Source organism: Streptomyces sp. SudanB52_2052 (assembly GCF_964272415.1).
GTDB lineage: Bacteria > Actinomycetota > Actinomycetes > Streptomycetales > Streptomycetaceae > Streptomyces > Streptomyces olindensis.
On record NZ_OZ186796.1, the window covers coordinates 247754 to 267955 of the forward strand.

Below are 20202 nucleotides of genomic sequence, written 5' to 3' on the forward strand. Positions count from 1 at the left end.
GCGGGGCCAGTTGCTTGATCATGGTGTTGGTCCAAGCGGGCGACGTCGAGGGGTCCGCGATGCGGTCGGCCGGGGTGTCCACGGCCCCACCTCCCACCGAGAGGGACAGTCATGCCCGGGGTATCCACGGGAGAGCCGGTGACACAGAGTGCGCGAACCGTGACATTCTCATGGTCGCGGCGGGACCTGGGCCGATCATCATGTCGTTCGATCGTGGGCACCTTCGCCGACAGGCTGGCACCGCCCAACTCCCCCTCCCTAGGATGTACTTCCTGTCCAGCCAGTCCGTTGGCGCGGCACCTTGCAGGGGGAACGATGCACTCCGAGAAGCAGCTGTCCACCGAGATCGACGCGAACGTGCCGACGGCAGCGCGCATGTACGACTACTACCTGGGCGGCAAGGACAACTACGCGGCCGACCGCGCCGCGTGCGAGGAACTCGACAAGGTCGTCCCCAGCACGCGCCGCCTGGCCCTGAACAACCGGCGTTTCCTCCAGCGTGTCGTGCGGACCCTGTCCGAGGAGTACGGAATCCGGCAGTACCTCGACCACGGCTCAGGTCTGCCCACGCAGGACAACGTGCACCAGGTCGCCCAGCGCATCGACCCCACGACCCGCGTGGTGTACGTCGACAACGACCCCATGGTGCTGGTCCACGGCCGTGCGCTGCTGGAGCAGGACGAGCGCACCACCGTCATCCACGCGGACATGCGCGAGACCGACCTGATCCTCGACCACCCCGACACCAAGCGGCTGATCGACTTCTCCGAGCCGGTGTGCGTGCTCTTCAACTCGGTGTTCCACTGCATCCCCGACAGCGACACCGACGGGCCGCTCGCGGTGGCGCGCCGCGTCCGGGAACGGCTCGCGCCCGGCAGCTTCATGGTGATGTGCCAGCTGGTCAGCGAGGACCCCGAGGTCCGCGACTTCGTCACGAACTTCATGGACCAGGCGACCCAGGGGCACTGGGGCCGGGTGCGTGAGGAGAAGGACGTCGCCGCGTACTTCGAGGGTCTGGAGATACTCGAACCGGGCCTCGTGGAGGTGTCCACCTGGCGTCCGGACACGCAGGTGGCGCCCCGTCAGCTCACCCACGAGTGGATCGAGTTCGGCGGTGTGGGGCGGGTTCCGCTGGAGCAGTGACCGAGGTGTCTGTCGTGGGACGGAGGCCGTCCCACGACAGACACACGCATGTCACGGGTAGCGCTGCTCCATCGTCCGGCGCAGCATCTCGAGGGAGTCACGCGGCTTCAGCGCCTCGTCCGCGAGGCGGTCCAGCGCGATCCGGTACTCCTCCGTCTCGTCCCGGTCCTCCAGGAAGTTGGCGCTCCTGATGTGCTCCAGGTAGACCACGTCGGGAAGGTCCAGGCCGCCGAAGCGGAGATACGTCACCGGGATGGCGGGCGCCGATGCGTTCGTGACGCCCAGCGGCACGATCTGCACCGTCACATTGGGGCGCCGCGCCATCTCGACGAGGTGCGCGAGCTGTTCCCGCATCACGTCGGTGCTGCCCAGGACGCGCAGCAGCACGGACTCGTCGATGATCGCCCACAGCTGCGGGGCGTCGGACCGCGACAGCAACCGCGCCCGGCGCATGCGGAGTTCGACGCGCCGCTCCACCTCGCCGGCCGGCGCGTTCGGCAGGCCGCGCTCCACCACCGCCCTGGTGTAGGCGGGGATCTGCAACAGGCCGGGCACGTACTGGATCTCGAACGTACGGATCGTGGCGGCGGCCTCCTGAAGTCCGACCAGGCGGTCGAACCACTCGGGCATCAGCCGCTTGTCGTACCGCTGCCACCAGCCCGGCTCACCGGCGCGCTGCAGCAGCTTGAGCAGCACCGAGGCTTCGTAGGCGTCGGTGCCGTACAGCTCCAGCAGCGCCCGGACATCGCTCTCCGTCGGCGGGCGGCGGCCCTTGCCCGCCTCGATGCGGGACAGTTTCGCGGCGCTGAAACCGACAGCGCGCGCCGCCTGGTCCTGGGCCAGCCCGGCGTCCTCACGGAAGCCTGCCAGCTGTACGCCGACGAGCATCTTCAGCAGAGTCGGCGCCGGCTCGGGCCTGTCCAGGTAGGGTTCCAGACGGGAGATGCGATGCGACGCGGCGGACATCCTGACTCCCAGCAGACCGGCACAAGGGCGACTTACACTATCGCACCCGGCCGGGCCTCTCCGCATCAGCCCGTACGCCCGCACGGACAGGGGAAGTTGGGTTCCGCTTCACCAGGGAGGCTCCACACCGCGGACGCGTCGGCACCCCCGCTCACACCAAGTGGTCGAACTCGCCGTCCTTCGCCCCGGCCAGGAACGCCGCCACCTCAGCGGCCGTGTAGACCAGGGCGGGTCCGTCGGGGTCGCGGGAGTTGCGCAGGGCGATCCCCCCGTCCACGAGAGGGGCCACCTCGACGCAGTTGCCCTCGGCGTTGCTGTGCCGGCTCTTGATCCAGCAGGCGTCCAACGAACTCGCCCGCACTCCGTTCCGCACTGGTGGCACCGCAGTCTCCTTGCTCTCCGGCCGTACTCGTCCCGGCTCGCGTACCCACAACGGCTTGTTTTCCACGCAATTTCTCGTGCAATTGCACGCGAGCGCCGTCAGCGTGGATAATAGCTGCGGCGTCAACCCCCGTGCTGGCGCCGCGTCCTGACGTCGCATCGGGGAGATGCCGTGTCATCACCTGCGCATCATGTGCTCCGGCAGCCGAGTGGGGCTGCGGCGCACGCAGGCGCATCGGCGACGGCCCACGACCTCCCGCCCGGCCCGCTCACGGCGACGCCGTACGGAACCCCGCCCGCGATGCCGGAGACGGTGCCGCAGCCCCCGGCCGCCCTGTCCGCCTCGGCCGCCCTGCGTGTCGAGTGCAGCCGGGAGGGCTTCGCGCGCGTCCGGTCCTTCACACGTGACACCCTCCACGTGTGGTCGCTCGACCACTGCTGTGACGACGCCACCCTCGTCATCACCGAGCTCACCGCCAACGCCGCGACGCACGCGGTGGCGGGCACACCGGGTGCGCCGGAGATCCGGCTCGGATTCCTCCTGGACCCGACGCACCTGCTGGTCACCGTCTCCGACCCCGACGACCATCCGCCCGTGTACGCGCCCGCCGGCTCCTCCCTGGAGGAGAACGGCCGCGGCCTGTGCATCGTCGACGCCCTGTCCGAGGAATGGGGCTGGACCCCCAGCCCTCCGGCGGGCAAGACGGTCTGGGCCAGATTGTCGACCTGTCCACCCCTCTGACTCGACTGCCGCGGAAAGGCCCCCAGCCATGCGCAGCGCTTCGACGGAACACCCGAGCAGCGAGCGCCCCGACGCCCCGACCGGGGTGGCCCGGATCACGCCGCTCACGGCACTGGACCGCGTGCCGTGGGGCGACATCCAGGACTCCACCGGTTCGGCGGCGGCCATCCCCCTGCTGCTCAACGGCATCGCCTGGGGCGACGCCGACACGGCCCGGTCCGCCCTCGACGACCTGCGGAAACGGATCTGTCAGTTCGGCTTCGTCGTGGAGCAGGCGACCGCCGCCACGGTGCCGTTCCTGTGGGAGCTGGCGAAGCTGCCGCAGGTGACCTGCCGCGCCGAGATCATCCAGCTGCTCAAGAGCATCGCCGACGCCCGGCAGTGGGAGAGCACCGCCGCCGTCTATCCGAAGCTGATGAACCGCCGGGAGAACCCGGTGGTGTGGGAGCGCGCCGCACGGCAGGCGGTACGCGCCCGGCGCGGCGACCTCGGCCGGCTGATGGCCGACGAGGACACCGAGATCGCCCGCGCCACCACCGAGCTGGCCCGCGCCCTCGCCACCTGAGGCCATGGTGCGTTTCCCGGGGGCCGGCAGCCCGTGCGGGTCCGGAGTCGTGACGAAACGGTGAGGGCCCCCTGTCACCATGGGTGATGCCCCTCGCCTCCCGGGGCCGGGCAGTGTAGACATGGCACATGGTCCGACTCTTGGGTCGATCCGGGACTCGATCGCCCCTGCGGCTCGGCGCTGCACCGTCCGCACGGCAGCGGCGGGAGGCGGGCCCGTCGCGGTGGCGTCCGGTGGCGGGGCTGCGGTCGGCGCTGGGCGGGCGCAGCGTCGCCGGACAGGTGTTCCTGCTGGTCGTGGTGATCGTGCTGCTGCTGGTCGTGGCCGCCGTGGTGGCGCTGGTCCTGCAGGTGCGGCACGACACGACACTGGAGGCCCGCAACCGTTCCCTCGCCGTCGCGGAGACCTTCGCCAACGCGCCGGGCACCGTCGAGGCGCTGCGCGGCCCCGACCCCACGGCCGTCCTGCAGCCGAGGGCGGAGGCCGCCCGTGAACGGTCGGAGGTCGACTTCGTCGTCGTCATGAACACCGACGGCATCCGCTACACCCACCCCAAGACGGACCGCATCGGCAAACGGTTCGTCGGGACGATCGCACCGGCGCTGGCCGGAAAGGCCGTGACCGAGGAGATCGAGGGCACCATCGGCCCCCTCGTGCAGGCCGTGGTGCCGGTGAAGGACCCGGACGGGCGGGTCGTGGGCCTGGTCTCCGCGGGCATCACGACGGCGAACGTCGGCGGGACCGCCGACGAGCAGCTGCCGCTCCTCCTCTCCGCCGCCGCCGCGGCGCTCGCCCTGGCGACGGCGGGTGCCGCGCTGGTGAGCAGGCGGCTGCTGCGGCAGACGCACGGCCTCGGGCCGCACGAGATGACCCGGATGTACGAACACCACGACGCCGTGCTGCACGCCGTCCGCGAGGGCGTCCTCATCGTCGACGTCGGCGGCACCCTGGTCCTCGCCAACGACGAGGCGCACCGGCTGCTCGGGCTGCCCGCCGACGCCGAGGGCCGGCACGTCCTCAGCCTCGGCCTCGACCCGGACACCGCCGACCTGCTGGCCTCCGGGCGCGTCGCCACGGACGAGGTGCACCTCGTCGGGGACCGGCTCCTGGCCGTCAACCAGCGGACCACGGACCACGCGGGCGGCCCGCCCGGCAGCGTCGCCACACTGCGCGACTCCACCGAGCTGCGCGCCCTGTCCGGCCGGGCCGAGACCGCGCGGGAACGGCTCAACATGCTGTACGACGCCGGCGTGGGCATCGGGACGAGCCTCGATGTGACGCGCACGGCCGAGGAGCTGACCGAGCTGGCCGTGCCCCGGTTCGCCGACTTCGCCACCGTGGACCTGTTCGACGCGGTGCTGGGCGGCGGGCAGCCGGACGCGGCCGCCGCGCTGAGCCGCACGGCGCTGAGCGGGATCCGCAAGGACGCTCCGCTGTACGCCGTCGGCGAGCGGATCAGGTTCGTCGAGTCCTCCCCGCAGGGCCGCAGTCTCGCCACCGGCCGGCCCGTCCTGGAACCCCGGCTGAGCAAGGCCCCCGGCTGGCAGGCGCAGGACCTCGAACGCTCGGCGCAGATCGTCGACTACGGCATCCACTCCCTGATCACGGTGCCGCTGCGGGCCGGCACCCTGGTGCTGGGCGTGGTCAGCTTCTGGCGCTACGAGAAGCCGGAGCCGTTCGACGAGGACGAGCTGGCCCTGGCGGAGGAATTGGTCGCGCGGGCCGCCGTCTCCATCGACAACGCGCGCCGCTACACGCGCGAGCACAGCATGGCGGTGACGCTCCAGCGCAGCCTGCTCCCGAGGAACCTGCCCGAGCAGGGCGCGCTGGAGATCGCCTACCGCTATCTGCCCGCGCAGGCCGGCGTGGGCGGCGACTGGTTCGACGTGCTGCCGCTGTCGGGGGCCCGGGTCGCGCTCGTGGTCGGCGACGTCGTCGGCCACGGTCTGCACGCCGCGGCCACGATGGGGCGGCTGCGCACCGCGGTGCACAACTTCTCCGCCCTCGACCTGCCGCCCGAGGAACTCATCGCCCTGCTGGACGAGTTGGTCGGCCGCATCGACCAGGACGAGACGGAGGCGGAGGGCAGCGCCCCGGTCACCGGCGCGACCTGCCTGTACGCCGTCTACGACCCGGTCTCGCGGCGGTGCACCGTCGCGCGGGCCGGGCATCCGCCGCCGGCCCTCATCCACCCCGACGGCCACGTCGAGTTCCCCGAGGTGCCGGCCGGGCCCCCGCTCGGCCTCGGCGGTCTGCCGTTCGAGACGGCCGAGCTGGAGCTGGCCGAGGGCAGCCGGCTCGTCCTCTACACCGACGGACTGGTCGAGGCCCGCGAGCGGGACATCGACGTCGGCCTGGAGATGCTGCGCGAGGCCCTGGGCCGGTCCGGCCAGTCCCCCGAGGACACCTGCCGGACCGTCCTCGACTCACAGCTCACGGCCCGCTCCAGCGACGACATCGCCCTGATCGTCGCGCGCACCCGGGCGCTCGACGCCGGCCGGGTCGCCGAGTGGCCGGTGCCGGCCGACCCGGCGGCCGTGGGCGAGGTACGGGCGGCGGTCAGCCGGCAACTGGCCGAGTGGGGGCTGGACGAGCTGACGTTCACCACCGAGCTCATCCTGAGCGAGCTGGTCACCAACGCGCTCCGGTACGGAGACGGCCCCATCCGCGTGCGGGTGCTGCGCGATCGCAACCTGATCTGTGAGGTGTTCGACAGCAGCAGCACCTCGCCGCACCTGCGGTACGCGACCATGACGGACGAGGGCGGGCGGGGCCTGTTCCTCGTCGCGCAGCTCGCGGAACGCTGGGGAACGCGTTATCTGGCCGCGGGGAAGGTGATCTGGGCGGAGCAGCCCCTGCCGTGAGCGGTCACCGGGCCGTGTCCGCCCGGGGCCGCTGCCCGATCCGGTCCACCACCCCCACCGCCACCAGTCCCTTGACCTCGGTGTACTTCCGGCCGCCCCGCAGCTCGCCGTCCACCCACCGGCCGCCCTGCGAGCCCTCCTGCCGCAGACCGAGGTAGGCGTAGGTCTTCGGGTCGAAGATGAAGGCGAAGGTCACGCCGGGGTGCGAGACGGCGACGCCGCGGCGGCCGAGCGCGTCCACCGCGTCGTGGTCCAGCCTGATGCCGGGCAGCTTCGCGACGGCCTCGAAGGCGGCGGCCTGGAGGCCGGGCGGCATCACACGGGGGCCGCGCAGGAGCAGGCAGGCGTTCAGGTACGCGTCCTGGGCGGCTTCCGGGCTTCCCGGGTCCCGCAGGCTGAGGACGTCCAGGAGCTTGTCGGGGTCCGTGGGCCACTTCTTGAGCTCCGCGTACTCGGTGGGGGGCCAGCGCACCTCGTGCTCGCCCAGGGGAGGTTCGTCGAGGATCCGGCCGTAGTAGCTGTACCGGGAGGGCTTGGAGCCGTCGACCGACAGCCAGCTCTCGTCCGTGAACCGCTCGGTCCTGCCGCCCTTGAGGAAGGTACGGGTGGAGATCTCCTTGGTGTAGAGGTACTGGTCGTCGCGTGGGACCGGCAGGTGCGCGCTGTCGGAGCGCGACCACTCGGCGGCCCCGTGCAGGAGCCGCGCCGCGCCGGCCAACTGCGGTGCCGTGGCGTCCCGTTCCTCCTTGTCGGTCGTCAGGACGACGGCTCCGGTCGCGACGGCCGCGGTGGCCGTCGCGGCGAGCGCCGTGCGGAGCGCGAGCCTGCGGGGGAAGGCTCCGGCACCGCGCGGGCGGCTCTCGCTGTGGACGGCCCGCAGCAGGCGGGCCCGGGCGTCGCCGCGGGCCCGGTCGGTCAGCGGGGCCACGTCGGTCTCCAGTTCGCGCACGGCGGTGAGGTCATCCACGAGCAGTCTCCTCGGTCTCGCCGGCCGGGCCGGCCTCGTCCGTCTCGTCGTAGGGGGCGGTGGGATCGGATCCGCCCAGTGCTTCGCGCAGCTTCTTCCGGGCCCGGTGCAGCCGGGAGCGGACGGTGCCCACGGGGATGTCGAGGGCTTGGGCGGCCTCCGCGTAGTCGAGGTCGCCCCAGGCGATCACCAGCAGCACATCGCGGTGGCGGGCGGGCAGCGCGGCGAGGGCGCCGGCCAGGGCGGCGCGCGAGCCCTCGGCGCTGACGCGGGCGGCGACCCGGTCCGCCAACGGCTCGGCGTCGCCGCTCCGTTCGGCCGGTGCCTCTGCGGCGACGCGGGACAGGGCGCGCAGCCTGCGTGCCTCGGCGCGCCGGTGCCGGCCGACGAGGTTGGTGGCGATGCCGTACAACCAGGGGCGGGCCGCCGACCGCGACAGGTCGTAGCGGCGGCGCTGCTGGAAGGCGGTCACGAACGTCTCGGCCATCAGGTCGTCGGCCGCCTCGGTGCCGAGACGCCGGGCGATGTACCGGTGGATGTCGTCGGCGTAGCGGTCGAAGAGCACCGCGAACGCGTCGGGGTCCTCCCGGGACCGCTCGATCACCGCGACGTCGGGCTCCTCGCACCGGTCGGGGGCGCGGCGGGCTCCGACGCCCGGGAGTGCGGTCACCGGTCGCCTCTCGGGCAGGGCCGATCGTCTGTCAGGTCCATGGGGCCTTCTTTCGCCGTCACGGGCATGGTCGACTGCTGTTCGCCGATGCCCGCGTTCGGGTTCCCCGGGGAGGGCGTGCGAGGGTGCCGCGACAGGCCGGAACCCTGCTCATAAAGTAGCTTTATGAGCTCATAGACCGGACCCGCATACCGACTTAGGCTTGCCTTAGTTTAGGCTTCCCGTCGAGATCGCTTGTCGCCGCTCGAAGGGAACCTGACCATGCCCCGCCCCCTGCGGGTAGCCATCGTCGGATCCGGCCCCGCCGGGATCTACGCCGCCGACGCCCTGCTCAAGTCCGAGGTGGCCGCCGAGCCCGGCGTGTCCATCGACATCTTCGAGCGCATGCCGGCGCCGTTCGGACTGATCCGGTACGGCGTCGCTCCCGACCACCCGCGGATCAAGGGCATCATCACGGCCCTGCACCAGGTGCTCGACAAGCCCCAGATCCGGCTGTTCGGCAACGTGGACTACGGCACCGACATCGGCCTGGACGACCTGCGTGCGTTCTACGACGGCGTGATCTTCGCCACCGGCGCGATGGCCGACCGGCCGCTGTCGATCCCCGGCATCGACCTCGACGGCTCCTACGGCGCCGCCGACTTCGTGTCCTGGTACGACGGCCACCCCGACGTACCGCGCACCTGGCCGCTGGAGGCGGAGAAGGTCGCCGTGCTCGGCGTCGGCAACGTCGCGCTCGACATCGCGCGCGTGCTGGCCAAGACGGCGGACGAGCTGCTGCCGACGGAGATCCCGCCGAACGTGTACGAGGGTCTGAAGGCCAACCGGGCCAAGGAGATCCACGTGTTCGGCCGCCGGGGCCCGGCGCAGGCGAAGTTCAGCCCGATGGAGCTGCGGGAGCTGGACCACTCCCCCAACATCGAGGTCATCGTCGACCCCGAGGACATCGACTACGACGAGGGCTCGATCGCCACCCGGCGCGGCAACAAGCAGGCCGACATGGTCGCCAAGACCCTGGAGAACTGGGCGATCCGCGACGTCGGCGACCGCCCGCACAAGCTCTTCCTGCACTTCTTCGAGTCGCCGGTCGAGGTCCTCGGCGAGGACGGCAAGGTCGTCGGCCTGCGCACCGAGCGCACGGAACTCGACGGCACCGGCAACGTCAAGGGCGCCGGCACGTTCAAGACCTGGGACGTCTCCGCGGTGTACCGCGCGGTGGGCTACCTGTCCGACAAACTGCCCAAGCTGCCCTGGGACATCGACTCGGGCACCGTCCCGGACGAGGGCGGGCGGGTCATGCAGGAGTCCGGCGAGCACCTGCAGTCCACCTACGTCACCGGCTGGATCCGGCGCGGCCCGGTCGGCCTGATCGGCCACACCAAGGGCGACGCCAACGAGACGGTGTCGAACCTGCTGGACGACTACGCGAACGGCCGGCTGCACACGCCCGCGACTCCCGCGCCGGAGGCCGTGGACGCGTTCCTCGCCGAGCGCGACATCCGCTTCACCACGTGGGACGGCTGGTACCGGCTGGACGCCGCGGAGAAGGCCCTCGGCGAGCCGGAAGGGCGCGAGCGCGTGAAGATCGTGGAGCGCGAGGACATGCTCCGCGCCAGCGGCGCCTGATCTCATATGCACCCGCGGGGCGGGTTCGGTGGCCATGTCACCGAACCCGCCCTTATGCGTGCTTGAACCGTGTACGATCCAGATGCTTCACCGAACCATCACATTGCCTTCACCAGAGGGCCATGCAAGGGGGGACGAACGTCCATGCGTATACGCCTTGTCGCCGCCACGGCCGCCGCCGCCGGAGCCCTGACCGCCCTGACGGCGGCTCCGGCCCAGGCCGCCGAGTACAACTCCGCGCTGAAGATCGGCGGTGTCCAGTACGACGCCCCCGGCCGCGACTCCAACAACTGCCGGACGGGCAACACCCACGAGGAGTACCTGAAGATCAAGAACTACTCGCGGTCGACGACGGTGAACCTCAAGGGCTACGTCGTGAAGGACGCCGCCGGGAACAAGTTCACCTTCACCGCGAGCCACACGCTGCAGCCCGGCGACTACGTGAAGCTGCGCGGCGGCAACGGGACCGACTCCGACACGAACAACGTCGTGTACCGCGACAACTGCAACTTCATGTGGAACAACGACAAGGACACGATCTACGTGTACAAGCCGTCCGGCAGCCGGGCCGACGTGCACTCGTACACCAAGAGCGGCTCCGACAAGGACGGCAACGGGTACATCACGTTCCACGGCTGAGCCTTTTGCCGAACCGGCAACGGGCTTGGTGCGCGGCGCGGCGGGCGACGGATGATCAGTGGACCGAGTGTCCGATTCCGCCTCGCGGGAGGATCCATGCCGCAGACGTCCGCCGTCGACGGCACGCACCGCCTCGTGCCCTCACCGGCCGGCCGCACCCACCTCGTGGAACAGGGTGACGGACCGCTCGTGCTCCTGCTGCACGGGTTCCCCGAGTCCTGGTACGCGTGGCGCCACCAGCTGCCCGCCCTGGCCGCGGCCGGTTACCGCGCGGTGGCCGTCGACGTGCGCGGCTACGGACGCTCGTCCCGGCCCGCCGACGTCGAGGCGTACCGGATCCTCGAGTTGGTGGCGGACAACGTCGCCGTGGTGGAGGCACTGGGCGAGCGGTCCGCCGTGCTCGTCGGACACGACTGGGGGGCGACCATCGCCGCGACCTCCGCGCTGGTCCGGCCGGACGTGTTCCGCGCGGTGGGGCTGCTGAGCGTGCCCTACACGCCGCCGGGCGGCCCCAGGCCGAGTGAGGTGTTCGCGGCGATGGGCGGCGACGAGGAGTTCTACGTCTCCTACTTCCAGGAGCCCGGCCGGGCCGAGGCGGAGGTCGAGCCCGATGTGCGGGGCTGGCTCGCGGGCTTCTACGCGGCTCTGTCCGCGGACACGATGCCCGCGGCCGATCCGCACTTCGTGGCGCGGGGAGGCCGGCTGCGCGACCGGTTCCCGGTCGGCAGGCTGCCGCACTGGCTGAGCGAGGCCGACCTCGACGTCTACGCCGGGGAGTTCGAGCGCACGGGGATGACCGGCGCCCTGAACCGCTACCGGAACATAGACCGCGACTGGGAGGACCTGGCGGACTTCGCCGGCGCGCCCGTCACGCAGCCGTCGCTGTTCCTCGGCGGCGGCCTGGACGCGTCCACGACCTGGCTCGCCGACGCGATCGAGGCGTATCCGGCCACACTGCCCGGCCTGACGGCGTCCCACATCCTCGACGGCTGCGGCCACTTCCTCCAGCAGGAGCGCCCCGCCGAGACCAGCCGGCTGCTGGTCGAGTGGCTGAGCGGGCTCCCCACCTAGGGGCGCGGCAGCCAGCGGTCGAGGTAGGCGCGCAGTCCCGTCAGGTCGGTGCCGCCGGCCGTGTAGCCCACGTATCCGTCGGGGCGTACGAGGGCGTGGCCGGTGCCCTGCCACGGGCTTCGCGCGCCGAGGTGGTGGACGGCGACCAGGTCGTGCGGCGGCGGGACCTCGGGCCAGGGGCCGGTGAGCAGGAGGTGGTGGCCCGGGCCGGCGGTCCGCTGCTGGAGGCCGCGTGGGACGTCGGGGAGCCGGTCTCCCGCCCGCGGGCCGTGGCCCGGCGTTCGCGGGCCGGTCGTGGAGAGGGGGCCGCGGCGGGATGGCGAGTTCGGCGACGGTACGGAACAGGCGTGCGCGCGGGGCGGTGGTGCGCAGCAGCAGGGGTGCGAAGCGCGGGGCGAGGTGGGTGCGGGCCAGGCGCAGAGCCGGGTGGCTGCTGGTGCCGACGGTGAACGCGCGGTCGGTGAGGCGCCGTACGCGGTGGCCGACCGGGGCGCGTTCCACCTCGTAGGTCTCCAGTAGTTCTTCCGGGGACGCGCCACGGCACACGTGGGCGAGTTTCCAGCCCAGGTTGAGCGCGTCCTGGATGCCGGTGTTCATGCCCTGGCCGCCGGCGGGGCTGTGGATGTGCGCCGCGTCCCCGGCGAGGAAGAACGGGCCCTTCCGGTAGTGGGTGGCGCCGCGGTTGTGGAGGCGGAAGGAGGTCGTCCAGATCGGGTCGCGCAGCGTCAGCCGGTCGGTCGTCCAGTCGTCGGCGATCCGCTGGAGCAGCTCCGGTGTCACGTCGCCGGACCGGCTCCCCGGCGGGTGCAGGGCGATCATCCGCCAGGTGGCCGGGGTGCCGAGGGGGAAGAAGAACAGCAGGCCGGAGGCGGTCATGAAGGTGTGCGCGGTGCCCGGCTCCAGTCCGTCGACCTCCAGGTCGGCCAGCAGGAACGTCTGCGGGTAGGCGTACCCCTCGAAGGCGATGCCCGCCTGGGCGCGCACGGTGCTGTGGGCACCGTCGCAGCCGACGACGTAGCGGGCCCGCAGGGTCTCCTGGCCGCCGTCGCGGTGCCGCAGCCGGCAGGTGACGTACGCGCCGGTCCGCTCGGCGCTCACCAGTTCCGTGCCCCGCTCCACCGCCACGTCCCGTGCGGCCAGACGGGACGTCAGCACGTCCTCCGTCTCCGACTGCGGGAGGAAGAGCAGGTAGGGGTACGGCGTGTCGTCGCACCCGACGTCGAACAAGGGCACCTGGAGCACGCGCCGCGGCAGGTGCAGGTGCAGCCGGACGGCCGTACTGCCCCGGTCGACGAGGTCGTCGCTCACGCCGAAGCCGGCGAGTTGCTCCAGGGTGCGGGGCTGGATGGCCGGGGCACGTGACTCCCGGGCGCGGTCAGGGGAGCGGTCGATGATCCGGAAGCGAGTCTCGTAGGCGCGCAGTTGCGTCGCGAGCGCGAGTCCGGTGGGGCCCGCGCCCACCACGAGCACGTCCAGGGGTGCCGTCATGGCACCCACCGTAGATCCGGCGGTCCGGCATGGCGGGGCCCTCCACGCCGGGTCCGTCGCGGAGGGCTCCCGTCCGGTGGTGCCGGTTCAGACCTCCAGCTCGGCTTCGATCCGGCGGAGCTGGTGGCGGGCCATCGCCAGGTTGGCCCGGCTCCCGTCCAGCACGAGGTAGAGGAACAGCCCGCTGCCCCCGCGCCCCTTGAGCAGGCGGATGAGGTGGTACTGGGAGTTGAGGGTGATGAGGATGTCCTCGATCTCCTCCTTCAGGCCCAGGTGTTCCATGGTGCGCAGCTTGGCCCGTACCACGTCGGTGTTGCCGGCGGCGGCGACTTCCAGGTCGAAGTCCTTGCTGCCGCCGAGGGTGCCGAGGGCCATGCCGCTGGTGTAGTCGACGAGGGCGGCGGCCGTGGCTCCCTCGATGGAGCTCAGGCACTCCTTCAAGCTGGTCTCCGTGTTGGCCATGCGGTCGTTCCTTTCGTTCGGTGTTTCTCGGGTCGGTCCGGTGGTTCGGGTGGCTCAGATGCCGGTGTGCGGGCGCGGCGGGTGGGTGGGCCGCTGCGGGGTGCGTACCGGGAGGGTGCCGATGGGGCGGGCCGTGGCCGGGGGTGCCGTGGCGAGGTGCTCTTCGGGCGGGGGCGTGGACGGGGACGAGGGTGCGGATGCCGGTGTCGGCCCCGGCGTCGGTGCGGGTGGGGGTGTGGGAGTCGGTGTCGGCCGGTCGGCGTGGCGGCCGGTGCCCGGGCCGACGCGCGTGGCCACGAGGTCGGCGATGCGGGCGCCGCCGCGGCGGCCCTCCAGGTGGAGGCGGCCGACGTTGACGCGGTCCTCGGCCAGGAGGGTGAGGACCGCGGTCGTCCCGGCCGCGTAGGTCGCGACGTAGCCGTCGGCGCCCCGTACGAGCAGTTCGCGGAAGTCGCCGCGGGCGGCGGCGTCGGTCATGCGGTACGCCACGCCGAGGGCGGCGGCGGTGAGCGCCGCGAGTCCCTCCGGCTCGGTCTCCGGTACGTCGTGGGCGAGGACCAGTCCGTCGACGGTGGCCGCGAGGGAGCCGGTCAGCCCGGGTACGCGGGTGCGGAGCCGGCGCAGTTCGTCCAGGACGTCGGTCTCGACGGCCATGAGCAGTCTCCTTTCGGCACGCTGTCGTCGCGCGCGGATCACAGTGCCTCCAAGGCGTGCAGGAGCCGTCGCAGCAGTGCGGTGTCGGGCTCGTCCAGTGCCGCCGGCAGGGGGGCGGGGCCCGGCTCGGCGGACGCGGTGGCGGGGTCTGCGGGGACGACCAGGCCGGCTGCGGCCAGACGGCGGAGTTCGACGAGGGTGTGGAAGGTGCGGCAGGCGAGGGCCGTCGCGATCTGGGCGGCGGTGCGGACGCCGTCGACCTGGGCGAGGGCCCGGCCGCGGCGGGCGGGCAGCTCCACTGGGTCGCTCGGCACGCGGGCGAGCGGGGCGACGTCGATGGCGGGTTCGGGCCATATGCGGTGCAGCAGTTCGCGGCGGCGGCGGGACTCGCGCAGGACGGTGTCCACCGGTACGGAGCGGACCGCGCCGAGCCAGTGCGCGACTCCGGGGCGGAAGCGGAGGGCCGGTCCGTCGTGGGCGAGGACGAAGTACGCCGCGTCGAAGAGGGCGCCGAGGTGGCACAACTCCAGCGCGCCGGCGGCGAGGTGGCCGCTGTCCACGAGCTGTCTGCCGACCCGGCAGCGGCGGCCGGCCTGGTCGATCGCCGCCCACCAGCCGTCCGGGGCGAGCGCTCCGCTGTGGGTGAGCAGGTCGCCGAGGTCGGGTGTGACGGCGGATTCGACGTGGACGACGTGTCCCGCCGCGAGGTAGACGATCCCCGACGCGGTGGACAGGGCGCCGCTCGCGCCCTGGGCCGCGAGGGTGGCGAGCAGGACCGAGGCCGGTTCGTCCGTGCGCGCGGTCAGCAGCGGCGCGATCATCCGAGCACCAGTCGGTCCGCCATCTCGGCCAGCCGGATGCGGGCGAGGGCCAGGTTGCCGTCCGCGCGGTCGAGCCATAAGTGCAGGAACACCGTGCTGTCGAAGGTCGTGGTGACGAACCTCAGCAGGTGGTACGAGTCGGCGTTCGTGATGATCAGGTCCTGCACGGGTGGTTCCTTGCCGGACGGTCCGCCCGCGTCGCCGCCGGCCGGCGCGAGGGCGCCGCTCTCCGTGGCGAGGCGGGCGAGTTCGGCGGTCTCCGCGGCCGTGGCCTCCGGGTCGCCGCCCGGTGCGTCGCCCACCGCGCCCAGGGCGAGACCACTGATCCAGTCGACCACCGACGCGCCGCGCGCACCGGGCAGCCGCATGGCTTCCAGCAGACTTTCGTCGATTCCGGGCACGCCGAATCCCCTCCCCCTGCACGGCCGTTCCCGCGAACGTGAGCACGAGACTACGGAAAGTGCTTGGTCCAGGTGAACGCTTTGGCATTTTCCAATGGAATGTGCAGCGGAGCGGGTAAGGGTGCGAACGGGATCGATCCGAAGCGATCAGGATCTGTGCTCGGTCCGTGCCGTCAGTCGAGGACGACGACGTGTTTGCCCGGTGTGCCGCCGGCCTCCAGGTCGGTGTGGGCCTGGGGGACCTGGTCGAGGCCGTGGTGGACCTTGGCGATGGCGGGTCGGAGGCGGCCTTCGGCGATGGACCGCAGCTGGTGGTCGAAGACCGCGGGCGGCAGGTCGGTGGCCCCTCCCCCGTAGACGGTGAGCCGGACTCCGATGGGGATGACGGCGAAGGGGCTGAAGTCGGGGATGGTCCATTCGCCCGACAGCGCGCCGGTGAAGCAGGCCGTGCCGCCTGGGCGGACGGCGCGCAGGGTGTCCGGCAGGGCGGGCCCGCCGACCAGCTCCAGGGCGGCGTCGACCCCGTCCGGGCACAGTTCGCGTACCCGGTCGGCGAGCCTGCCGTCGTCGACGAGAGCGTGATCCGCTCCGTGCTCGCGCAGCACCTCGGTGCGGTCGGGGCGGCGGGTGGTGGACAGCACGGTGGCTCCCCGGTCCTTGGCGAGGGCCGCGGCGGACAGGCCGACGGTCGAGGTGCCGCCGCGGATGAGCAGGGTCTGGCCCGCCTGGAGGCCGAGCCCGGTGGTGAGGGAGCCGTTGGCGGTCTGGAACATCTCCGGCAGCGCGCCGACGGTCTCCCAGGGCAGGTCCGTGTCGAAGGGGATGATCTGGCCGACGGGGACGAGGGCGTATTCGGCGTAGCTGCCGTCGTAACTGCGGCCCATGCCGCCCATCATGGTCGCCGCCTTCTGGCCGGGCTCGAGGCCGCTGCCTTCCGGGGCGGCGTCGACGACGCCGACGCCCTCGATGCCGAGGATGCGAGGGAACGTGAAGTCCGGGTCGGATTCCCCTTTCCTGCTGGTCACTTCCGACTCGTTGACGCCGAAGGCCTTCATACGGAGGCGGACCCAGCCGGGGCGTACGTCGGGGACGGGTACCTCGGTGACGGTGAGCTGGTCGGGGGCGACAGGGCGGGTCAGGACGATGGCTCGCATGGTCTTGGGCATGGTGGTGTGCTCTTCCGGTGCTCGGGGATCGTCCGGTGCTCGAGGGCGTGGAGTCAGGGGCGCGCGGGTGCCCGGGTGAGGTAGCGGCCGGTGAAGCTGTCGGGGTGGGCGGCGATCTGTTCGGGGGTCCCGGTGGCGACGATGCGGCCGCCGGCCCGGCCGCCGCCCGGCCCGAGGTCGACCACATGGGGCCCGGCTGCGCGGGCCTCACCAGCCACTATTCCGCGGGATCGAGAGCTTCTGGCCGTAGGTGACGGACACGAGATGGTCGACAGCGGACAAGGGAAAGCGGGCAAGCTGAAGCGGCATGGTCCCGGCTGTCACGCGGGCGCTGTCCGGCGAGCCAGTTCGCAGGCGAAGTCGACCGTTTCGGTGAGGCGGTCGTCGGCCGCATGGCGGCCGAGTTCGTCCCTGAGGGCGGCGTCGAACTCGGAGGCGTGATCGGCGAGCACGGAAGGCGGCAGGAACGAGGTGGACCGGATGTGGCCGGCGAGCTCGGGAATCGTCCAGTGATACTCGACGGAGAACTCGCGACGTCCGGCGGCGTCGAAGCCGGCTCGGGACAGTACTTCGGTGTCTGGGTCCTGCTGCCGTGCTCGGTCCCAGCCGGGCGGGACGCGGCCGGACGCGCCGAGGGTGTTCTGCCAGGAGCGCAGCAGCCTGTCGAGGGCCTGCTGCCAGTCCCGGGGCCCGGCCCATGGCGAGGTCGACCAGCACAACGCGAGGCAACCGCCGGGCTTGAGCCAGGTGTAGGCGCGCCGGGCCACCAGGGAGCGGTTCAGCCGGTGAAAGGCATTGCCGATGACGATCAGCTCGAAGCCGCCCGGCCCGGCATCGAGGTCCTCGGCACGGGCGGTGACCGCTCGGACGTGGTCTGCACCGACGGCGTACGCCTTGGCACGGACCACCTCGGTCATGCCAGGTTCGGCGTCCACGGCCCAGACATCCGTGAACCGGTCGCGCAGGGGGAAGGCGAGTTGGCCGGTGCCGCAGGCCAGATCCAGCAGGCGTCCGCGCCCGGAGGGGGCGGCTCGGCGTACGAGGTCGGCGATCATCGCGTCGGGGTAGGGCAGCCGAAACCGCTCGTAGTATCCGGCCGTCCCCTGATAGAGGTGGGGGTCGAATGGCACCTGATCGTCCACGCGTTCACCATGCCATGCGGCCGCCCGGTCCAGGGGCCTGGCCGGAGGCCAGGGGCAGTGAGGCGGAACAGCCCTTCTACCCGGGCGCTGGGGCTTCGGTGGTCGGGGCGCGGGTGAGCTGGTCGGCGACCCGAGCGATCATCTGGGCCTCTTCGCCGTCGCGGGCGGTCGTCGGGTGGTACGCGAGGACGAAGCGGCGTCGCTGGTCACGGGTGGAGAACGCGGCGTTCTTGTAGCCGTACGTCTCGCCGGTCTTGCCCCAGAGGGTGACGCCGTTGACGGTGGCCTGCTGCAGGCCCGTGCTGTAGCGGGCCGGGGAGCCGTCCAGCATGCGCACGTCGTCCGGGGGCAGGGTGAACATCAGCCGGAGCAGCTCGGGTGGGAGCAACTCGCCGGAGAACAGCGCGGCAAGCATCCGGTCGAGGTCACCGGTGGTGGAGATCATGTCGCCCTCGCCCCGGCTGGACGACTGGTCATAGGCAGTGATGTCCCGCAGGCTGCCGTCGGCCATCGCCAGATAGCCGTGGACGTGCCGGCCACGGATGCGCCGGTCGTCGCCCGGCACGACGGTACGCGCCAGGCCCAGCGGTCGCAGGACGCGTGCGGCGACGGCCTCCCCGTACGGGCGGCCGGTCACCTCGTCGACGACCAGTGCGGCCAGGACGTAGTTGATGCCGCGGTACTCCTGCCGGGTGCCCGGGGGGAACTTCAGCGGTCCGTGCGTCGCCGTCGCCACCCACTCCTGCGGCGTCCAGCGGTCGAAACGGTGTCGGAAGACCTCTTCCGGGGTGGCCGGGTCCGGGATGCCGACGTGGTCGGGCAGTCCGCTGGTGTGGTTCAGCAGGTGCCCCACAGTGACAGCCGCGAACCGGGTCGGCAGCAGCCCCGGCAGGACGCGCCGCACCGGCGTCTCCAGGCCGACCCGGCCCTCCGCCACCAACTGCAGCACCACCGTGGCGACGAAGACCTTCGTGATGCTGCCGATCCGGACCTTGTCATGTGCCGTCACCGGACGCCGTGTCCGGATGTCGGCCACCCCCGACGTGCCCCACCAGCAGCCGGCCGTGCCGCCGACCAGCAGTTGGGCCGCGGTCGACGGCGGGTGCTCCAGGTCGTCGATCGCCGCCCGCAGGGCCCGGGGATCCAGCGGCGGGAGTGGATCGGTCAGGGCCAGGGCGCGGTGCATGGGAAGCCCTGCGGTGGCGCCCAGCGCGGCCGCCCCCGACAAGGCCACACTCACGAAGGATCTGCGTGACATGCGCGTTGAGGTCATGCCCCTCACCCTGTCTGCAACACGCCCCGCGGGCATCGGGGTTGGCCCCGGAGTGATCCCCGATCGCACCCTGACTCCATGCTGCCGGGGGGGTACGCGAGACCCGGGCAGTCAGGGCGCCACGGCGGCTTCCGCCCGGGCCAGGGCGACCTCCAGGACGACCAGCAGCGCGTCGCGGACCGAGCCCGTGTTCCGTGCGTCGAAGACGATCAGCGGAACGTGCTCGGCGATGTCCAGTGCCCACCGCACTTCGTCGAGGTCGTGCTCGACCTCCCCGTCGAAGGCGTTGACGGCGACCGCGAAGGGGACGTCCTTGTGCTCGAAGTAGTCCACCGCCGCGTAGCAGTCGTCCAGTCGGCGGGTGTCCACGATCACCAGGCCGCCGAGGGCGCCCGCCATCAGGTCGTCCCACATGAAGCCGAACCGGTCCTGGCCCGGGGTACCGAACAGGTACAGCTTGAGCGTCGGGTCGATGGTGATGCAGCCGAAGTCCATGGCGACCGTGGTGGTGGTCTTGCCCGGAGTGTGCGTGAGATCGTCCACTCCTGCCGCGACCTCGGTGATCGCGGCCTCCGTGGTGAGCGGCCGAATCTCGGAGATCGAGCCCACGGTCGTGGTCTTGCCGACGCCGAAGCCGCCGGCGATGACCAGTTTGACCGGCGTCGGCGGCTGTTCAACTGGTGTCACGGAGTGTCCCCCGTGAGTCGGGGACGGCACGAAGACCATCGATAACCCTTCGCAGTACGGAGAGATCCTGGGCGGTCCCGGCGTTCGGCCGGTGGATCGCCAGATGCCCTGCGGCACGCAGGTCCTCGGCCAGCACGCGGACCACGTTGAGGTGCAGTCGCAGCCCGGCGGCCAGTTCGGCCACCGACTGCGGCCGCCGGCAGGCCGCGATGATGTCGCGATGTTCGAAGGTGAGCGAGTGCAGGACGGAGAGCCCCGCCGAGGTCGCCACGACCTGCGTTTCGACCGGGATCGGCAACGCCGCGCCGCCCCCCGACACCCGGCCCGCGGTCAGCAGGAACGGCCGGATCGCGGGGGCGCGGCCGACGGCCGGATCCGGCGCGCCCCCGGCGTGCCCCGCTGCGTCGTGTGGTGGTCCGCCGACGGCCATCACGATCCCTTTCCGAAGTACCTGTACCCGTGCCCCGGGCGGGG

General features: G+C 72.1%; 22 protein-coding genes and 1 pseudogene. 7 read left to right on the forward strand and 16 right to left on the reverse strand.

Annotation, left to right across the window (positions count from 1 at the left end):
- The first annotated feature begins 315 nt into the window (after positions 1-315).
- The gene (locus tag ACSUPV_RS01190; RefSeq protein WP_436946736.1) at positions 316-1143 is read left to right on the forward strand and encodes an SAM-dependent methyltransferase; all 828 of its coding nucleotides are present in this window, start codon (positions 316-318) and stop codon (positions 1141-1143) included.
- Between the two features lie 51 nt (positions 1144-1194).
- Here ACSUPV_RS01190 and ACSUPV_RS01195 read toward each other — a convergent pair whose 3' ends face one another.
- Both ACSUPV_RS01195 and ACSUPV_RS01200 read right to left on the reverse strand, forming a co-directional pair.
- Positions 1195-2109: a helix-turn-helix domain-containing protein gene (locus ACSUPV_RS01195; RefSeq protein WP_031118451.1), complete on the reverse strand. Its 915-nt coding sequence runs from the start codon at positions 2107-2109 to the stop codon at positions 1195-1197.
- Between the two features lie 151 nt (positions 2110-2260).
- Positions 2261-2491, reverse strand: coding sequence for a DUF397 domain-containing protein (locus ACSUPV_RS01200; protein WP_031118450.1), 231 nt, complete (start codon positions 2489-2491; stop codon positions 2261-2263).
- Between the two features lie 147 nt (positions 2492-2638).
- Here ACSUPV_RS01200 and ACSUPV_RS01205 point away from each other — a divergent pair, with 147 nt between their 5' ends.
- From ACSUPV_RS01205 to ACSUPV_RS01215, 3 genes are all read left to right on the forward strand, one after another.
- Complete coding sequence (locus ACSUPV_RS01205) at positions 2639-3232, forward strand: ATP-binding protein (RefSeq protein ID WP_037761348.1); 594 nt, start codon at positions 2639-2641, stop codon at positions 3230-3232.
- Between the two features lie 28 nt (positions 3233-3260).
- The gene (locus tag ACSUPV_RS01210; RefSeq protein WP_031118448.1) at positions 3261-3797 is read left to right on the forward strand and encodes a hypothetical protein; all 537 of its coding nucleotides are present in this window, start codon (positions 3261-3263) and stop codon (positions 3795-3797) included.
- A 128-nt stretch (positions 3798-3925) separates the two neighbouring features.
- Entirely contained in the window at positions 3926-6661 is a 2736-nt protein-coding gene (locus tag ACSUPV_RS01215; protein ID WP_436946737.1) for a SpoIIE family protein phosphatase, read from the forward strand.
- A 4-nt stretch (positions 6662-6665) separates the two neighbouring features.
- Here ACSUPV_RS01215 and ACSUPV_RS01220 read toward each other — a convergent pair whose 3' ends face one another.
- Together ACSUPV_RS01220 and ACSUPV_RS01225 are read right to left on the reverse strand one after the other, a co-directional pair.
- Positions 6666-7628, reverse strand: coding sequence for a CU044_5270 family protein (locus tag ACSUPV_RS01220; protein WP_359793609.1), 963 nt, complete (start codon positions 7626-7628; stop codon positions 6666-6668).
- Positions 7621-8298 (reverse strand): RNA polymerase sigma factor, encoded by a 678-nt coding sequence (locus tag ACSUPV_RS01225; protein ID WP_051851448.1) that lies wholly within the window; start codon positions 8296-8298, stop codon positions 7621-7623. The genes ACSUPV_RS01220 and ACSUPV_RS01225 overlap by 8 nt, the downstream gene beginning before the upstream one ends.
- A 261-nt stretch (positions 8299-8559) precedes the next feature.
- Between ACSUPV_RS01225 and ACSUPV_RS01230 the strand changes: the two genes are divergently transcribed.
- The 3 genes from ACSUPV_RS01230 (at position 8560) to ACSUPV_RS01240 (ending at position 11634) form a co-directional block, all read left to right on the forward strand.
- The gene (locus ACSUPV_RS01230) at positions 8560-9924 is read left to right on the forward strand and encodes an FAD-dependent oxidoreductase (RefSeq protein WP_436946738.1); all 1365 of its coding nucleotides are present in this window, start codon (positions 8560-8562) and stop codon (positions 9922-9924) included.
- A 144-nt stretch (positions 9925-10068) separates the two neighbouring features.
- The gene (locus tag ACSUPV_RS01235; protein WP_436946739.1) at positions 10069-10563 is read left to right on the forward strand and encodes a lamin tail domain-containing protein; all 495 of its coding nucleotides are present in this window, start codon (positions 10069-10071) and stop codon (positions 10561-10563) included.
- 96 nt (positions 10564-10659) lie between these two features.
- On the forward strand, positions 10660-11634 hold the full coding sequence (locus ACSUPV_RS01240; protein WP_382608377.1) for an alpha/beta fold hydrolase: 975 nt from the start codon (positions 10660-10662) through the stop codon (positions 11632-11634).
- Here the strand turns inward: ACSUPV_RS01240 and ACSUPV_RS01245 are convergent.
- From ACSUPV_RS01245 to ACSUPV_RS01300, 12 genes and pseudogenes are all read right to left on the reverse strand, one after another.
- On the reverse strand, positions 11631-12173 hold the full coding sequence (locus tag ACSUPV_RS01245; RefSeq protein ID WP_436946740.1) for a hypothetical protein: 543 nt from the start codon (positions 12171-12173) through the stop codon (positions 11631-11633). The genes ACSUPV_RS01240 and ACSUPV_RS01245 overlap by 4 nt on opposite strands.
- Positions 12160-13122 (reverse strand): annotated as a pseudogene (locus tag ACSUPV_RS01250) (FAD-dependent monooxygenase); the annotation flags it as partial. The pseudogene ACSUPV_RS01250 and the gene ACSUPV_RS01245, both read right to left, overlap by 14 nt.
- An 87-nt stretch (positions 13123-13209) precedes the next feature.
- Positions 13210-13584 carry a hypothetical protein gene (locus ACSUPV_RS01255; protein ID WP_031118440.1) on the reverse strand — a complete coding sequence of 125 codons (375 nt, stop codon included), beginning with the start codon at positions 13582-13584 and terminating at the stop codon, positions 13210-13212.
- Between the two features lie 54 nt (positions 13585-13638).
- Positions 13639-14238 (reverse strand): roadblock/LC7 domain-containing protein, encoded by a 600-nt coding sequence (locus ACSUPV_RS01260; RefSeq protein WP_037761363.1) that lies wholly within the window; start codon positions 14236-14238, stop codon positions 13639-13641.
- Positions 14239-14276: 38 nt separating this feature from the next.
- Positions 14277-15059 (reverse strand): hypothetical protein, encoded by a 783-nt coding sequence (locus ACSUPV_RS01265; RefSeq protein ID WP_436946741.1) that lies wholly within the window; start codon positions 15057-15059, stop codon positions 14277-14279.
- Positions 15056-15460: a hypothetical protein gene (locus ACSUPV_RS01270; protein WP_031118436.1), complete on the reverse strand. Its 405-nt coding sequence runs from the start codon at positions 15458-15460 to the stop codon at positions 15056-15058. The genes ACSUPV_RS01265 and ACSUPV_RS01270 overlap by 4 nt, the downstream gene beginning before the upstream one ends.
- 173 nt (positions 15461-15633) lie before the next feature.
- Positions 15634-16614: a zinc-binding dehydrogenase gene (locus ACSUPV_RS01275; RefSeq protein ID WP_436949862.1), complete on the reverse strand. Its 981-nt coding sequence runs from the start codon at positions 16612-16614 to the stop codon at positions 15634-15636.
- Between the two features lie 65 nt (positions 16615-16679).
- Entirely contained in the window at positions 16680-16844 is a 165-nt protein-coding gene (locus ACSUPV_RS01280; RefSeq protein WP_436946742.1) for a hypothetical protein, read from the reverse strand.
- 102 nt (positions 16845-16946) lie between these two features.
- Positions 16947-17768, reverse strand: coding sequence for a class I SAM-dependent methyltransferase (locus ACSUPV_RS01285; RefSeq protein ID WP_382608384.1), 822 nt, complete (start codon positions 17766-17768; stop codon positions 16947-16949).
- A 76-nt stretch (positions 17769-17844) separates the two neighbouring features.
- Positions 17845-19041, reverse strand: coding sequence for a serine hydrolase domain-containing protein (locus ACSUPV_RS01290; RefSeq protein WP_037867206.1), 1197 nt, complete (start codon positions 19039-19041; stop codon positions 17845-17847).
- A 111-nt stretch (positions 19042-19152) separates the two neighbouring features.
- Complete coding sequence (locus ACSUPV_RS01295) at positions 19153-19767, reverse strand: GTP-binding protein (RefSeq protein WP_031118432.1); 615 nt, start codon at positions 19765-19767, stop codon at positions 19153-19155.
- Entirely contained in the window at positions 19715-20158 is a 444-nt protein-coding gene (locus ACSUPV_RS01300; protein ID WP_037761370.1) for a DUF742 domain-containing protein, read from the reverse strand. Before ACSUPV_RS01300 ends, ACSUPV_RS01295 begins: the two co-directional genes overlap by 53 nt.
- Between the last annotated feature and the right edge of the window lie 44 nt (positions 20159-20202).

What these genes read in the sequence shown, in the direction of transcription:
- ACSUPV_RS01295 (WP_031118432.1), bottom strand. Translation starts at nt 19,767, where the DNA reads ATGGTCTTCGTGCCGTCCCCGACTCACGGGGGACACTCCGTGACACCA.
- ACSUPV_RS01230 (WP_436946738.1), top strand. Translation starts at nt 8,560, where the DNA reads ATGCCCCGCCCCCTGCGGGTAGCCATCGTCGGATCCGGCCCCGCCGGG.
- ACSUPV_RS01260 (WP_037761363.1), bottom strand. Translation starts at nt 14,238, where the DNA reads ATGGCCGTCGAGACCGACGTCCTGGACGAACTGCGCCGGCTCCGCACC.
- ACSUPV_RS01300 (WP_037761370.1), bottom strand. Translation starts at nt 20,158, where the DNA reads ATGGCCGTCGGCGGACCACCACACGACGCAGCGGGGCACGCCGGGGGC.
- ACSUPV_RS01290 (WP_037867206.1), bottom strand. Translation starts at nt 19,041, where the DNA reads ATGACCTCAACGCGCATGTCACGCAGATCCTTCGTGAGTGTGGCCTTG.
- ACSUPV_RS01255 (WP_031118440.1), bottom strand. Translation starts at nt 13,584, where the DNA reads ATGGCCAACACGGAGACCAGCTTGAAGGAGTGCCTGAGCTCCATCGAG.
- ACSUPV_RS01195 (WP_031118451.1), bottom strand. Translation starts at nt 2,109, where the DNA reads ATGTCCGCCGCGTCGCATCGCATCTCCCGTCTGGAACCCTACCTGGAC.
- ACSUPV_RS01210 (WP_031118448.1), top strand. Translation starts at nt 3,261, where the DNA reads ATGCGCAGCGCTTCGACGGAACACCCGAGCAGCGAGCGCCCCGACGCC.
- ACSUPV_RS01275 (WP_436949862.1), bottom strand. Translation starts at nt 16,614, where the DNA reads ATGCGAGCCATCGTCCTGACCCGCCCTGTCGCCCCCGACCAGCTCACC.
- ACSUPV_RS01240 (WP_382608377.1), top strand. Translation starts at nt 10,660, where the DNA reads ATGCCGCAGACGTCCGCCGTCGACGGCACGCACCGCCTCGTGCCCTCA.
- ACSUPV_RS01190 (WP_436946736.1), top strand. Translation starts at nt 316, where the DNA reads ATGCACTCCGAGAAGCAGCTGTCCACCGAGATCGACGCGAACGTGCCG.
- ACSUPV_RS01235 (WP_436946739.1), top strand. Translation starts at nt 10,069, where the DNA reads ATGCGTATACGCCTTGTCGCCGCCACGGCCGCCGCCGCCGGAGCCCTG.
- ACSUPV_RS01215 (WP_436946737.1), top strand. Translation starts at nt 3,926, where the DNA reads ATGGTCCGACTCTTGGGTCGATCCGGGACTCGATCGCCCCTGCGGCTC.
- ACSUPV_RS01265 (WP_436946741.1), bottom strand. Translation starts at nt 15,059, where the DNA reads ATGATCGCGCCGCTGCTGACCGCGCGCACGGACGAACCGGCCTCGGTC.